12 protein-coding genes are annotated in these 14,243 nt (G+C 46.9%); 3 read left to right on the top strand and 9 right to left on the bottom strand.

The window, feature by feature from the left end; genetic code table 11:
• Positions 1-58: 58 nt before the first annotated feature.
• Positions 59-784, bottom strand: a complete 726-nt coding sequence (gene cobB, locus JYB87_RS11440) for a Sir2 family NAD+-dependent deacetylase (RefSeq protein ID WP_207353623.1) — start codon at positions 782-784, stop codon at positions 59-61.
• A gap of 261 nt (positions 785-1,045) precedes the next feature.
• Here cobB and fur point away from each other — a divergent pair, with 261 nt between their 5' ends.
• Positions 1,046-1,480, top strand: coding sequence for a ferric iron uptake transcriptional regulator (fur, locus tag JYB87_RS11445; protein ID WP_207353624.1), 435 nt, complete (start codon positions 1,046-1,048; stop codon positions 1,478-1,480).
• Positions 1,481-1,602: 122 nt separating this feature from the next.
• Here the strand turns inward: fur and sucD are convergent, their stop codons facing one another.
• The 8 genes from sucD to sdhC form a co-directional block, all read right to left on the bottom strand.
• A complete protein-coding gene (sucD, locus tag JYB87_RS11450; RefSeq protein ID WP_207353625.1) occupies positions 1,603-2,475 on the bottom strand; it encodes a succinate--CoA ligase subunit alpha in 873 nt (290 codons plus the stop codon).
• Entirely contained in the window at positions 2,475-3,641 is a 1,167-nt protein-coding gene (gene sucC, locus JYB87_RS11455) for an ADP-forming succinate--CoA ligase subunit beta (RefSeq protein WP_207353626.1), read from the bottom strand. The genes sucD and sucC overlap by 1 nt, the downstream gene beginning before the upstream one ends.
• A gap of 79 nt (positions 3,642-3,720) precedes the next feature.
• Positions 3,721-4,920, bottom strand: coding sequence for a 2-oxoglutarate dehydrogenase complex dihydrolipoyllysine-residue succinyltransferase (odhB, locus tag JYB87_RS11460; RefSeq protein ID WP_207353627.1), 1,200 nt, complete (start codon positions 4,918-4,920; stop codon positions 3,721-3,723).
• A gap of 27 nt (positions 4,921-4,947) precedes the next feature.
• A complete protein-coding gene (gene sucA / locus JYB87_RS11465; RefSeq protein ID WP_207353628.1) occupies positions 4,948-7,773 on the bottom strand; it encodes a 2-oxoglutarate dehydrogenase E1 component in 2,826 nt (941 codons plus the stop codon).
• Positions 7,774-7,970: 197 nt separating this feature from the next.
• Positions 7,971-8,678, bottom strand: a complete 708-nt coding sequence (locus JYB87_RS11470; protein ID WP_207353629.1) for a succinate dehydrogenase iron-sulfur subunit — start codon at positions 8,676-8,678, stop codon at positions 7,971-7,973.
• A gap of 11 nt (positions 8,679-8,689) precedes the next feature.
• Entirely contained in the window at positions 8,690-10,459 is a 1,770-nt protein-coding gene (gene sdhA / locus JYB87_RS11475; protein WP_207353630.1) for a succinate dehydrogenase flavoprotein subunit, read from the bottom strand.
• Entirely contained in the window at positions 10,460-10,807 is a 348-nt protein-coding gene (gene sdhD, locus JYB87_RS11480) for a succinate dehydrogenase, hydrophobic membrane anchor protein (protein ID WP_207353631.1), read from the bottom strand.
• Positions 10,801-11,196 carry a succinate dehydrogenase cytochrome b556 subunit gene (gene sdhC, locus JYB87_RS11485; protein WP_207353632.1) on the bottom strand — a complete coding sequence of 132 codons (396 nt, stop codon included), beginning with the start codon at positions 11,194-11,196 and terminating at the stop codon, positions 10,801-10,803. Before sdhC ends, sdhD begins: the two co-directional genes overlap by 7 nt.
• 412 nt (positions 11,197-11,608) lie before the next feature.
• On the opposite strand from sdhC, the gene JYB87_RS11490 reads away from it, so the two are divergent.
• The gene (locus tag JYB87_RS11490; RefSeq protein ID WP_207353633.1) at positions 11,609-12,895 is read left to right on the top strand and encodes a citrate synthase; all 1,287 of its coding nucleotides are present in this window, start codon (positions 11,609-11,611) and stop codon (positions 12,893-12,895) included.
• A gap of 272 nt (positions 12,896-13,167) precedes the next feature.
• Entirely contained in the window at positions 13,168-14,232 is a 1,065-nt protein-coding gene (locus tag JYB87_RS11495) for an efflux RND transporter periplasmic adaptor subunit (RefSeq protein WP_207353634.1), read from the top strand.
• Positions 14,233-14,243: the final 11 nt, after the last annotated feature.

Genomic DNA, 14,243 nt, shown 5'->3' on the forward strand with positions numbered 1-14,243 from the left:
AAGCAAAAAGCGCTTAACGAGCAAACGTTAAGCGCCTGTTTAACAGCAATCAGTTGAATTATGGGCTATTCGCAAATAAGCTGCCTGCCAAAATCTTATCGACCAGCCCCGGCAGGATCTCGCTGGCCTTACCTTCGTAATGGAGATGGAACAAGCTGTGGCGCTCCTTAGCCGCGAGGTTCACTTCAACCGACATCGCACCATGATGATTGGCAATTTCAACAAAACCTGCTGCCGGATAAACCGTGCCTGAAGTGCCAATCGCAATAAACAGATCACACTCCTCTAGCGCGTCATGAATACGATCCATGCCAATGGGGATTTCGCCAAACCAAACGATATGTGGCCGCAAACGTTGCGCCGGAATACAACAAGTACAACAGTTATCATTGCCAAACGGTTCATGCAGCCGAAAAATTTGCCCAGAACGTGGACAGCGCCCTTTGGACAATTCTCCGTGCATATGCAGTAACTTGCGACTCCCGCCACGCTCATGCAAATCATCAACGTTTTGCGTTACCAGTAAAAAATCGCCGGTAAACTCTTGCTCAAGCCGCGCCAGCGCTTCATGGGCCGCGTTGGGTTTCACACTGGGATCTTGCAATTGATGCCAACGCTCGTTATAAAACCGCTCAACTAATTCTGGATCGCGTGCATACCCCTCTGGCGTGGCCACATCTTCAATATGGTGATTTTCCCATAACCCATTTTGATCTCTGAATGTACGTAGCCCAGATTCTGCCGAGATCCCTGCCCCGGTCAGCACAACTATTCGATGGTACATGCCTGACCCCTTATGCGTTTTATCACATACTGCACAGCACCAACCGAGCGAGCAATAGTTCCTTGGTATAACCTTACAAAAATCAGTGCCAATCTGTTTGTTTTTATTGGGATATAGCTCAATAAACCACTTTTATGCTTAAGATAGCCTCAAAAAGACTAGCGAAGGTTTAAGTTTGTAAAAACTGCTCATATAATGAGTCCAACACCCACTGATGAACCCTAAGCTGTGACAAGGGGTTCTGCAATCAAGAGATTCACCATGACAGATGGAAATCAAGCACTAAAGAAAGCGGGTTTGAAAGTCACCCTGCCAAGAATAAAAATTCTGGAGCTGATGCAAGGCCCAGAAAATCAACATATCAGCGCAGAAGACTTATACAAAAAGTTGCTCGATTTGGGCGAAGAGATTGGTCTAGCTACGGTTTATCGTGTACTGAACCAATTTGACGATGCAGGGATAGTGTCACGCCACCACTTTGAAAGTGGTAAAGCGGTGTTTGAACTGTCAACTCAAGACCATCACGATCACCTCGTGTGTCTGACTTGTGGCAAAGTGATTGAATTCTCTGATGAAGTGATTGAACGTCGTCAGCACGAAATAGCCACAAAACATAATATCAAGCTCACCAACCACAGCTTATATCTGTACGGTACGAGCGTAGATGGTAAATGTGATCATGGTGATGAAGAGTAATCTTCTGTAACACCTGAGTGAAGAAACCGACCTGATAGTCGGTTTTTTCTGCCTTTCAGCCAACACGTTAGTACAAAAAAGGCGCCATTCGGCGCCTTTTAGCACAAGCTGTTAACTCGAGATTACCAACCAGTTTTTTCGCGCAGCGCTTTACCGATATCGGCCAGTGAACGAACAGTCGTTACACCAGCAGCTTCAAGGGCTGCAAACTTGTCAGCTGCAGTACCTTTACCACCGGCGATGATCGCACCAGCGTGACCCATGCGTTTACCCGCTGGAGCAGTCACACCTGCAATATAAGATACAACAGGTTTAGTCACGTTCGCTTTGATGTAAGCGGCTGCTTCTTCTTCAGCAGTACCACCGATTTCACCGATCATCACGATGGCTTCAGTCAGTGGGTCGTTTTGGAACATTTCCAATACGTCGATGAAGTTAGTACCTGGGATTGGGTCACCGCCGATACCAACACAAGTTGATTGGCCGAAACCTTCATCGGTAGTTTGCTTAACCGCTTCGTAAGTCAAAGTACCTGAACGAGATACGATACCTACTTTACCTGGCTTGTGAATGTGACCTGGCATGATACCGATCTTACATTCGCCTGGGGTGATCACACCTGGACAGTTAGGACCGATCATACGTACGCCAGTCTGCTCCAACTTCACTTTCACCTGCAGCATATCCAATGTAGGAATACCTTCAGTGATACAAACGATCAGTTGAATACCACTGTCGATTGCTTCCAGAATCGCATCTTTACAGAATGGTGCTGGAACATAGATAACAGAAGCAGTTGCACCAGTCGCAGCGACTGCGTCTTTTACAGTATTAAATACTGGCAGACCTAAATGGGTAGTACCGCCTTTACCTGGAGATACACCGCCGACCAACTGAGTACCGTAAGCCAGTGCTTGCTCAGAGTGGAATGTACCTTGACCACCAGTGAAACCCTGACAGATCACCTTGGTATCTTTATTGATTAATACAGACATTATTTGCCCTCCGCAGCTTTAACCACTTGCTGAGCTGCATCAGTCAGGCTGCTCGCCGCGATGATATCCAGACCGGATTCAGCCAATACTTTCGCACCAAGTTCAGCATTAGTACCTTCAAGACGAACAACTACTGGTACTTTTACGCCGACTTCTTTAACCGCGCCGATGATACCTTCAGCGATCATGTCACAACGCACGATACCACCGAAGATGTTAACCAATACGGCTTTCACATTGCTGTCAGACAGAATGATCTTGAATGCTTCTGATACACGTTCTTTAGTCGCGCCACCACCAACGTCCAAGAAGTTTGCAGGCTTGCCACCGTGCAGGTTAACGATGTCCATCGTGCCCATCGCCAAACCAGCACCGTTCACCATACAACCTACGTTACCGTCCAATGCTACGTAGTTCAGTTCGAACTTAGCAGCGTGAGCTTCACGTGGGTCGTCTTGTGAAGGGTCATGCATGTCTTTGATTTTTGGCTGACGGAACAGAGCGTTACCATCAACACCAATTTTGCCATCCAAGCAGTGCAAGTTGCCTTCGGTAGTAATTACCAGTGGGTTGATTTCCAACAGAGCAAAATCGTGTTCCAAGAACATGGTCGCTAAACCCATGAAGATCTTGGTGAACTGTTTGATTTGAGTTGGATTCAGACCCAGTTGGAAACCGAGATCACGGCCTTGGAAAGGTTGTGGGCCAGTGATTGGATCGATAATGGCTTTATGGATCAGCTCTGGCGTTTCTTCAGCAACTTTTTCAATCTCAACGCCACCTTCTGTTGATGCCATGAACACGACACGACGTGAAGCACGGTCAACAACGGCACCCAGATACAATTCATTTGCGATATCAGTGCAGCTTTCTACCAAAATCTTGGCAACTGGCTGACCTTTCTCGTCTGTCTGGTAAGTCACCAGATTTTTGCCCAACCACTTCTCAGCGAATGCGCGGATCTCTTCTTTATCGCTGGTAACTTTAACGCCACCCGCTTTACCACGGCCACCCGCATGTACCTGACACTTAACAACCCAAGTGTCGCCACCAATACGGCCAGCAGCTTCAACTGCTTCCTGAGGGGTGTCGCAAGCATAGCCTTCCGACACTGGCAAACCGTATTCTGCAAATAAGGCTTTTGCCTGATACTCATGCAAATTCATGATTGATTATCCGTAAACAACGTTTTTGGACAAACTGGCCCTCTACTGAAGGCCAGTCACGAGGTACTGCTTTGCTGTCTTAAAGGTCGAGCAGCAAGCGTGTTGGGTCTTCTAACAAGTCACGGATGGTGACCAAGAAGCCCACAGATTCACGACCATCAATAATGCGGTGGTCGTATGAAAGTGCCAGATACATCATTGGCTGAATTTCTACCTGACCATTCACTGCCATTGGACGATCTTTAATGGCGTGCATACCGAGAATGGCACTTTGTGGCAGATTTAGAATTGGTGTCGACATCAATGAACCGAACACACCACCGTTGGTCACGGTGAAGTTACCACCGGTCATGTCTTCAACAGTCAGCTTGCCATCACGGCCTTTAATGGCCAGATCGCGAATCGCTTTTTCCATCTCAGCCAAGGTCATGGTGTCAGTGTCACGCAGTACTGGGGTTACCAGACCACGTGGCGTTGATACCGCAATGCTCACGTCAAAGTAGTTGTGATACACGATGTCGTTACCGTCGATAGAAGCGTTCACTTCTGGGTAACGTTTAAGCGCTTCGGTCACCGCTTTCACGTAGAAAGACATAAAGCCCAAGCGGATACCGTGTTTCTTTTCAAACTCATCTTGATACTTCTTACGAATGTCCATGATAGGTTTCATGTTCACTTCGTTGAAAGTAGTCAACATTGCAGTTGAGTTTTTAGCTTCCAGCAGACGGGTAGCAATGGTTTTACGCAGACGTGTCATAGGAACACGTTTTTCACTGCGATCACCGCTCAATGCAACCGGCGCTGGCGCTGCAACAGCGGCAGCTGGTTTAGCTGCAGATTTCACAAAGGCTTCAACGTCTTCTTTGGTGATGCGGCCACCAACACCAGTGCCTTTGATCTTACTTGGGTCAACATTGTGTTCAGCCACTAAACGACGTACTGATGGGCTCAGCGCATCGTTGCTTTCGCCAGCAGCTTCAGCATCAGCTTTGGGTGCTGCCGCTTCAGCTTGCTCTTTTGATACTTCTTGACCAACGACTGCACCTGGGGTGATGGTGGCAATCAACTGTTCGCCCAACACTGTGTCGCCTTCTTGCGCTAAGAAGTCGCCCATAACGCCATCTTCTGGCGCTACAACTTCAAGAACAACCTTGTCAGTTTCAATATCCACCAGGTTCTGATCGCGTGAAACAGCCTCTCCCGGCTTAACGTGCCAAGTGGCGATGGTTGCATCCGCTACTGATTCTGGCAGTACAGGTACCTTAATTTCGATACTCATGGAAAGCTTTCCTTTTATATAAATTTATTACTTCAGATTTAATGCGCTTACGATCAGAGATTCCTGCTGGCGCGTATGCAATTCCGGATAACCACAAGCTGGTGCTGCAGACGCTTCCCTGCCGGCATAGCTCAATTGGGCTCCTTTTGGAATCGAAGTCCAGAAATGGTGCTGACTGCAATACCATGCACCTTGGTTCTGAGGCTCTTCCTGGCACCAAACGAAATCTTTCACATGTTGATAATCGGCTAACACTGCTTCTAACTCTTCATGCGGGAACGGATAAAGCTGTTCCACGCGAACAATCGCAACATTATCGATATTTTCTTTACGACGACGATCAAGCAAGTCGTAGTAAACTTTACCGCTACAGAAAACCACACGATCGACTTTTGCAGGTTCAAGTGGGTCTACTTCACCAATCACGTTGCGGAAACAACCTTCTGCCAACTCTTCCAGTGAAGATACGGCCATTGGGTGACGCAACAGCGACTTAGGCGACATCACCACCAGAGGACGACGCATAGGACGCACTACCTGACGACGCAGCATGTGGTAAACCTGTGCAGGCGTAGATGGAATACATACCTGCATATTGTGGTTTGCACACAATTGAAGGAAACGTTCCAGACGTGCAGATGAGTGTTCAGGACCTTGACCTTCATAACCATGTGGCAACAACAGCGTCAAACCACACAAACGGCCCCACTTCTGCTCACCAGAAGACAAGAATTGGTCAATGACCACCTGTGCACAGTTGGCAAAGTCACCAAATTGCGCTTCCCAAATCGTCAAACCAGCAGGTTCCGCGGTGGCATAACCATATTCAAAGGCCAGTACTGAGGCTTCTGACAACACAGAGTCGTTGACATCAAACGGCCCTTCTTTGTCAGCCACGTGGCGTAATGGCAGATAAGTCGTGCCATCATTTTGATTATGTAACACGGCATGACGATGGAAGAAGGTACCGCGACCGGAGTCTTGCCCGGTGATACGGACACGCTTTTTATCTTCCAAAATTGTGGCGTAAGCTAAAGTTTCAGCAAAGCCCCAATCCAGCAGCTTTTCACCTTTTGCCATGGCACCACGATCGGTATAAATCTTTTCAACACGGCTATGCAGTTTATGGGTTTCAGGCACATAGCTAATTTTTGCTGCCAACTCTTTAATATGATCTAAACCGATAGAACCGTTATACGCTTCATCCCATTCGCGATTCAGATAAGGTGACCAGTCAACGGTGTGCAACGTCATTGGACGCCACTCTTTGACCACGCAATCCCCTTTATCCAAGGCATCGCGATAATCGTTGACTAAGCCAGTAACATCGTCAGCGCCCAAGGATTTTTCTTCAACCAGACGATCGGCGTAAATCTTACGCGTTGTTGGATGCTTTTTAATCTTGGTGTACATCATTGGCTGAGTTGCACTTGGCTCATCAGCTTCGTTATGACCATGACGGCGATAACATACCAGTTCAATCACCACATCACGTTTGAAGGTGTTACGGTAATCAACCGCCACTTGAGAGATGAAAGCAACGGCTTCAGGGTCATCACCATTGACGTGGAAGATTGGCGCCTGAACCATCTTAGCAATGTCAGTACAGTATTCTGTTGAACGGGTATCATGATGGTTAGAGGTAGTAAAACCCACTTGGTTGTTCACTACGATACGGATTGAACCGCCCACTTTAAATGCCCGAGTCTGCGACATGTTAAAGGTTTCTTGCACAATACCTTGACCAGCAATGGCCGAGTCACCATGAATGGTGATTGGCATCACTTGCAAGCCATCGTCACTACCACGGCGGTCTAGACGTGCGCGCACAGAGCCCATCACCACTGGGTTAACAATTTCGAGGTGCGATGGGTTAAACGCCAACGCCAAATGCACATTACCACCGGGGGTTTCAAAATCAGAAGAGAAACCTTGGTGGTATTTAACGTCACCAGAGCCTAAACCGTCCTCATGATGCTTACCGGCGAATTCGTCAAACAGCTCTGCTGGACGTTTACCAAGAATATTCACCAGCACGTTTAGACGACCACGGTGCGCCATACCGATAACAATCTCTTTAGTACCAGCTTCACCAGCGCGATAGATGATTTCACGCAGCATTGGCACTAATGAATCACCGCCTTCAAGCGAGAAACGTTTTGCGCCAGGGAATTTTGCACCAAGATATTTTTCCATCCCTTCGGCAGCGTTCAAACCTTCCAACAAACGTGCTTTCACAGCTGTTGAATAGGCTGCCTTACCTAAAGAAGATTCGATCTGATGCTGGATCCAACGCTTCTCTTCGGTGTCGGTAATGTGCATGTATTCGGCGCCGATAGATTCGGTGTAAGTCGCTTTAAGCGCCTTAACCAAGTCACGGAGCTTCATGGTGCCATTACCGTAGGCGAAAGAACCTGTATTGAACTCGCGATCCATATCTTCGGCACCTAGGCCGTGGAATGCTGGGTCGAGTTCGGCAACAGCGTCACGCTTCCACAAGGCCAATGGGTCTAAATTGGCATTTTGGTGACCGCGGAAGCGGTAAGCGTTGATTAACTGCAGCACTTTAACCTGTTTCGCATCGAGATCAGGGTCTGTGACGCGGCTGGTAGTCTTAGTTCGACTGTCGCTCGCTAACGCTCTGAAATAATCACGAATTTTGGAATGGGCAGGTTCTGGTACGCTGGTATCGGTACCATTTACTGGTGGGAGATTATCAAAGACGGCACGCCAGTCGTCAGAGACTGCACTGGGGTCTTCTTGATAGGCTTCATACATCTCTTCTACATAGGCCGAGTTTGCCCCACTCAAGTGAGACGATTCGAGCCAAGCTTTCATGATGCCTTGGTGCATTTTTATTCCTTTCAATCTTGGTATATGTGCATCGCTTTAATTCAGCTACTTCACTGAAACTGACTACATGAATTTCGTTCCATTTCTTGCAATCAACTTGTCGTCCTTTACACACGAAAGAGAGCCACTCCCTGCACATGAGAAAGTGACTCCCGCACGAGCTATATCATTATGAATGCTTGCCCGTCTTGCTGCATTTATACCGCCCGATTCAGCAACATAGACTTGATGTGTCCAATCGCTTTAGTAGGGTTAAGCCCTTTAGGACAGACATCAACACAATTCATAATGCCGTGGCAACGGAATACACTGTATGCATCGTCTAGTTCTGATAAACGCTCTTCAGTTGCAGTATCGCGACTATCAATCAAGAAGCGATAAGCGTGCAACAAGCCGCTTGGGCCAACGAATTTATCAGGGTTCCACCAGAACGAAGGACAAGCCGTAGAACAACAAGCACACATGATACATTCATACAGACCATCCAAGTGTGCGCGCTCTTCAGGAGATTGCAAATGCTCACGTGCTGGTTGCTTATCGTCATTGATTAAGTATGGCTTAATCTTTTCGTATTGCTTATAAAACTGACTTAAATCAACAATTAAATCACGAACAACCGGCATCCCTGGTAGTGGTCTGATCTCCAGTTTCTTACCTTTAAAGGTTGAAACAGGGGTAATACAGGCAAGACCATTCTTACCGTTCATGTTCATACCGTCAGAGCCGCAAACCCCTTCACGACATGAACGACGGAACGCTAACGTTGGATCTTGCTCTTTCAATCGCATCAACACATCCAACATCATCATGTCCGAGCCATCTGGAATTTCCAGTTGGTAATCCTTCATGTAGGGCTTTTTATCTACATCAGGATTGTAGCGATAAACTGCAATGTCTAATTTCATCTCGCGACTCCTTAGTAGGTACGTTTCTTCGGAGGGAAGGCTTCACGTGATTTTGGTGCCATGTTGACTGCACGGCGATCCATGGTTTCAGTCACTGGGTCAAACAGACTGTGACACAACCAGTTTTCATCATCACGCTCTGGGAAATCTTCACGGCTATGTGCACCGCGGCTTTCCGTACGGAAGTTAGCGGCATAAGCTGAAGCAATAGCGGTTGCCATCAGGTTATCGAGTTCGAGACATTCGATACGCTGAGTATTAAATTCTTTCGAATTATCAGACAACTTAGCATTAGCCAAACGCTCACGAATCGCTTTCAACTCTTCCAAGCCTTCCGCCATTGCGTTACCGCTGCGGAATACCGAGAAGTGCAGTTGCATACACATCTGCATGTCTTTACGAATTTGAACTGGATCTTCACCGTCTTTATTGCTTTCCCAACGATTCAAACGCGCCAGAGATTTCGCAATATCAGCTTCAGATGCAGGTTTTGGCGTATCCATCTGTTCAAGAGCTGCACCCAAGTGTTGACCTGCTGCACGACCAAATACCACCAAGTCGAGCAGTGAGTTACCACCCAAACGGTTCGCACCGTGTACAGATACGCAGGCAATTTCGCCTACTGCAAACAAACCAACCACATCTTTTTCTGTGCCGTCGGTATCTTTATGGATAACTTGACCAGTAACACGTGTTGGCAGACCACCCATCATATAGTGACAAGTTGGAATTACTGGGATTGGACCATCCGCTGGATCGATGTGTGCGAAGGTACGAGACAATTCACAAACACCTGGCAAACGCGCTTCGAGAGTTTCTTTACCCAAATGATCCAGTTTCAATTTGATATGTGGTGGCAAACCACCATCGGTGCAACCACGACCTTCACGAATTTCGGTCATCATTGAACGTGCAACCACATCACGTGATGCCAAGTCTTTCGCGTTTGGCGCATAACGCTCCATGAAGCGCTCGCCATCTTTATTCAGCAGGTAACCACCTTCACCACGACAACCTTCAGTTACCAGCACACCAGCCCCAGCGATACCCGTTGGGTGGAACTGCCACATTTCCATGTCTTGCAGTTGCACACCGGCACGGGCAGCCATACCAACACCGTCACCCGTGTTGATGTGCGCGTTGGTAGTAGAGGCAAAGATACGACCTGCACCACCGGTTGCCAGTACAGTTGCTTTGGCTTTGAAATAAACGACTTCGCCTGTTTCGATTTCTAGTGCAGTACAACCAACGATAACACCGTCTTCGTTCTTGACCAGATCAAGTGCGTACCACTCAGAAAACACTTGAGTTTTGTTTTTTACGTTCTGCTGGTACAAGCAGTGAAGCAATGCATGGCCGGTACGGTCAGCGGCAGCCGCAGTACGCGCAGCTTGCTCACCACCGAAGTTTTTAGACTGACCACCGAAAGGGCGTTGGTAGATAGTGCCGTCATCGAAACGAGAGAATGGCAAACCCATATGCTCAAGTTCAATAATGGCTTCAGGACCGGTTTGACACATATATTCGATAGCGTCTTGGTCACCGATAAAATCAGAGCCTTTCACTGTGTCATACATGTGGTATTCCCAGTTGTCTTCATGGGCATTACCCAATGCAACTGTAATACCGCCCTGCGCAGACACAGTGTGAGAACGTGTTGGAAATACTTTTGACAGCAGCGCGCAGCTTTTGCCTTCCTTAGAAATCTGCAGTGCAGCTCGCATACCAGCGCCACCAGCACCGATAACGACCGCATCAAACTCTCTTACCTGAATAGCCACTTATACACCCCACACAATCAGAATGCCGCTCGCCAAATATGCAAAGGCTGTCACGACAAAAACAAACTGAAGTACACCACGTAAAGAAACGCATTTAACGTAGTCGGTCAGTACTTGCCACACCCCAATCCAGGCGTGGATTAGCAGCGCAATTAATGCCAGCAAGGTAAACACTTTCATTGGCAAGCTGGCAAATAAGCCATGCCAAACTTCATAAGTGAGAGGATTACTGAAAGCGGCGAATGCCACCAAGAACAAGGTATAACAGGCTAAAACTACTGCGCTTGCGCGCAACATAATAAAGTCATGGACACCACTGCGTCCAAACGATGCTGCATTGGTTACCATACCCAAACCCCCGCCAGAATCGAAAAGATGATGGCAAGTACAAAAACTGCCTTCGCTGACGCCTTACCTGACGCCAACTCTTCCCAACGACCAGTGTCCATTACCAAGTGACGCAAGCCACCTAATAAGTGATAACCCAGTGCGGTAAGGATTCCCCAAACGATGAACTTCACGAAGAAGCTATCAAGCAGTGATTGCACATACTGAAAGCCTTCTGGAGACTTCAGGGATGCATTGAGCAACCACAAAAGCACGCCAACAGCAAACAGCATAATGACACCGGATACCCGGTGGAGAATGGACGCAATTGCAGTCGCCGGAAAGCGAATCGTCTGCAAATCTAAATGGACAGGTCTTTGCTTTTTCACGTTCTGCTCACTCAGCTCCATTGAGCATTTTTTGTTATGCGAAATGTCCTTCTAGCGAGGACAACTTGTGATGTAGATCACATCGTACTTTCGGCAAATGGACTAGGTTGAACAATCAACTAACTGATTGACTACTTTAGTAATTCATTCAGTAAAACTTTATGAATTCGGCTACTAAAATGCAGCCCTTTTGAACCGAGGCAAGTATACTCGTCGAAAAAGTCAAATACAAACATCACATATTGGGAATTTTATTTTTTTTTGAAACTTTTAATCGTAAGTATAAGTCACTACAGGGAAATTGGTCAGACCTATACTATTGTCTAACGAATTTAAACGCCCAATTAAATTGAAATGTGATCTAGATTACTTGTACAGTAATTCAAATTTGTTACGCCGCACTCACAATAAAATGAAGTAAGGAGAACGGGTTATGGCTGAATTAGTAGCCAAATTGGAACTTCCAGGAAGTGACTCGATCGAACTGCCAGTAAAACAAGGCACCGCTGGTTTCGATGTGATCGATATCAGCAAATTAGGCAGTAAAGGGTACTTTACCTTCGACCCAGGTTTTCTTGCCACCGCATCATGCGAATCTGCCATTACTTTTATTGATGGCGACAAAGGTATCTTGTTGCACCGTGGTTATCCAATCGATCAACTCGCAGTCGAGTCTAGCTATCTAGATCTTTGCTACCTGTTGTTGTACGGAGAGCTCCCTACAAAAGATCAGTATGAAAAATTCGCTAAAACGGTCCGCAACCACACCATGGTTCATCAACAAGTAGAATTTTTCTTCCGCGGTTTCCGCCGCGATGCGCACCCGATGGCAATGCTATGTGGTGTGACAGGAGCTTTGGCGTCGTTCTACCAGGATTCATTAGACGTTGCCGACCCTAAACACCGTGAAATCGCGGCCTATCGTTTAGTGTCGAAAATGCCAACGTTAGCGGCTATGTGCTACAAGTACTCAGTTGGCCAACCGTTCCAATATCCACGTAATGACCTCAGTTACAGCGGTAACTTCTTGTCGATGATGTTTGGCGTACCTTGTGAACCATACCAAGTTAACCCAATCATTGAACGTGCGATGGATCGTATCTTTATTCTGCACGCTGACCACGAACAAAACGCCTCTACTTCTACTGTGCGTCTTGCGGGTTCATCGGGTGCTAACCCATTTGCATGTATCGCTGCGGGTATTGCGTCACTGTGGGGTCCGGCGCATGGTGGAGCTAACGAAGCTTGCTTGAAGATGTTGGAAGAGATTGGCAGTGTTGATCGCATTCCTGAATTCATCGAAAAAGCAAAAGACAAGAATGATCCATTCCGTCTGATGGGCTTTGGTCACCGGGTTTATAAGAACTTCGACCCACGCGCTAAAGTGATGCGCGAGACTTGCCACGAAGTGTTAACTGAACTGAAAGTGGATGACCCATTGTTGGATGTTGCGATGGAACTGGAACGCATTGCGCTTGAAGATGAATACTTCATCTCTAAGAAACTGTATCCAAACGTCGACTTCTACTCTGGCATTATCATGAAAGCCATTGGTATTCCGACCAGTATGTTCACCGTGATCTTTGCGTTGGCACGTACTGTAGGCTGGATTGCCCATTGGAAAGAGATGCTGGATCAACCAGGTCATAAAATTAGCCGTCCTCGCCAACTTTATACTGGTGAAGCTGAACGTGACTTCATTAAGTTGTCTGACCGCTAATCACTTACCCACTTCAAAAAAGGCGCTTTCAGCGCCTTTTTTATTGCCGTTATCCGCCCTATCAATCCTTGCCCTGCTCATTTGTCACCTACACTTAACATCCATTACGAAAAATGGTGAAAATCGCTAACAACTGAAAAGTTTCACTAACTGTTAGCACTAAAAGTAAAATTATTTAGCCAAATACAATCCAACTCATTGATTGTAAACGTAAATAATTATTGGCATCCAGTTTGCTTATACTCGTTGACGATTTTAATAGGGACTTTCTCATGAAACGCCAACCATCATTTTTTAAACCTGTTATCAGTGCGCTAGTTATTGGCTTTATGTTGACTGGCTGCGGCGAGCAAGAACAAACAAAAAAAGAAGAGAGCTACGCGATTCCAGTTGAAACTGCGGCCGTTACTCAAGGCCACATTTCCTCGTTCTATAACACCACTGCCACACTCGAAGCGCCCGAGGAAGCTGGCGTAACTACCCGCATTGCGGGACTGATTGAGCAATTGTATGTTGAGGAAGGCGACAGAGTTAGCAAAGGTCAGCTGTTAGCCAAAATCGATGCGCGTCGTCAGTACTACGAATTGGAACGTTCTACAGCTGAAGTAAAAATCATTGAGCAAGAGCTAGAGCGTTTGAAAAGGATGAATAACCGTGAGTTCATCAGCGCCGACAGTTTAGCTAAGCTTGAATACAATCTAAAAGCAGCAAAAGCACAGCGCGACTTAGCGCAACTACAAGTCACTGAAAGTGAAATTCGCTCGCCAATCGATGGCGTGATCGCAACCCGCTACGTCAAGCAAGGCAACATGGCCAAAGAGTTCGACCAACTGTTTTACGTTGTCAGTCAAGATGAGCTATATGGCATCGTCCATTTACCCGAGCAACAACTCACCAGCTTGAAACTCGGTCAAGAAGCAATAGTGCAACCGAATAAGCGTGGTGAAGTGTTCTCAGCGTCGGTACTGCGCATCAGTCCCGTTATCGACAGCGATAGCGGTACCTTTAAAGTGACCTTGACCATTCCTAACCAAGCACAAAAGTTAAAAGCGGGCATGTATGCCAATGTGCAACTTAAATACGATACACATAGTGATGTGGCGGTGGTGCCATTCAACGCTGTCGTCAATCAAGACGATGTACAAACCTTGTATGTGGTAGAAGATGGCAAAGCATTACGCCGTGAAGTCTCGCTAGGTTACCGCGAAGACAATCGTGTCGAAATCCAATCGGGGATTAAAGTTGGTGAACAGATTGTTGTGCGCGGTCAGCATAACCTCAAAGACCAATCACAAGTCGAAGTGTTAAGCCCACTCAAGCTTACCGCCGCTAAATAATCGCAAGGAAA

Origin of the sequence: Shewanella avicenniae, from assembly GCF_017354945.1 — a bacterium.
Lineage (GTDB): Bacteria > Pseudomonadota > Gammaproteobacteria > Enterobacterales > Shewanellaceae > Shewanella > Shewanella avicenniae.

Excerpts from the sequence above, each read along its gene's own strand:
- odhB (WP_207353627.1), bottom strand. The coding sequence starts at position 4,920 with ATGAGTATCGAAATTAAGGTACCTGTACTGCCAGAATCAGTAGCGGAT.
- sdhD (WP_207353631.1), bottom strand. The coding sequence starts at position 10,807 with ATGGTAACCAATGCAGCATCGTTTGGACGCAGTGGTGTCCATGACTTT.
- fur (WP_207353624.1), top strand. The coding sequence starts at position 1,046 with ATGACAGATGGAAATCAAGCACTAAAGAAAGCGGGTTTGAAAGTCACC.
- JYB87_RS11490 (WP_207353633.1), top strand. The coding sequence starts at position 11,609 with ATGGCTGAATTAGTAGCCAAATTGGAACTTCCAGGAAGTGACTCGATC.
- cobB (WP_207353623.1), bottom strand. The coding sequence starts at position 784 with ATGTACCATCGAATAGTTGTGCTGACCGGGGCAGGGATCTCGGCAGAA.
- sdhC (WP_207353632.1), bottom strand. The coding sequence starts at position 11,196 with ATGGAGCTGAGTGAGCAGAACGTGAAAAAGCAAAGACCTGTCCATTTA.
- JYB87_RS11495 (WP_207353634.1), top strand. The coding sequence starts at position 13,168 with ATGAAACGCCAACCATCATTTTTTAAACCTGTTATCAGTGCGCTAGTT.
- sucD (WP_207353625.1), bottom strand. The coding sequence starts at position 2,475 with ATGTCTGTATTAATCAATAAAGATACCAAGGTGATCTGTCAGGGTTTC.
- sucA (WP_207353628.1), bottom strand. The coding sequence starts at position 7,773 with ATGCACCAAGGCATCATGAAAGCTTGGCTCGAATCGTCTCACTTGAGT.
- sucC (WP_207353626.1), bottom strand. The coding sequence starts at position 3,641 with ATGAATTTGCATGAGTATCAGGCAAAAGCCTTATTTGCAGAATACGGT.
- JYB87_RS11470 (WP_207353629.1), bottom strand. The coding sequence starts at position 8,678 with ATGAAATTAGACATTGCAGTTTATCGCTACAATCCTGATGTAGATAAA.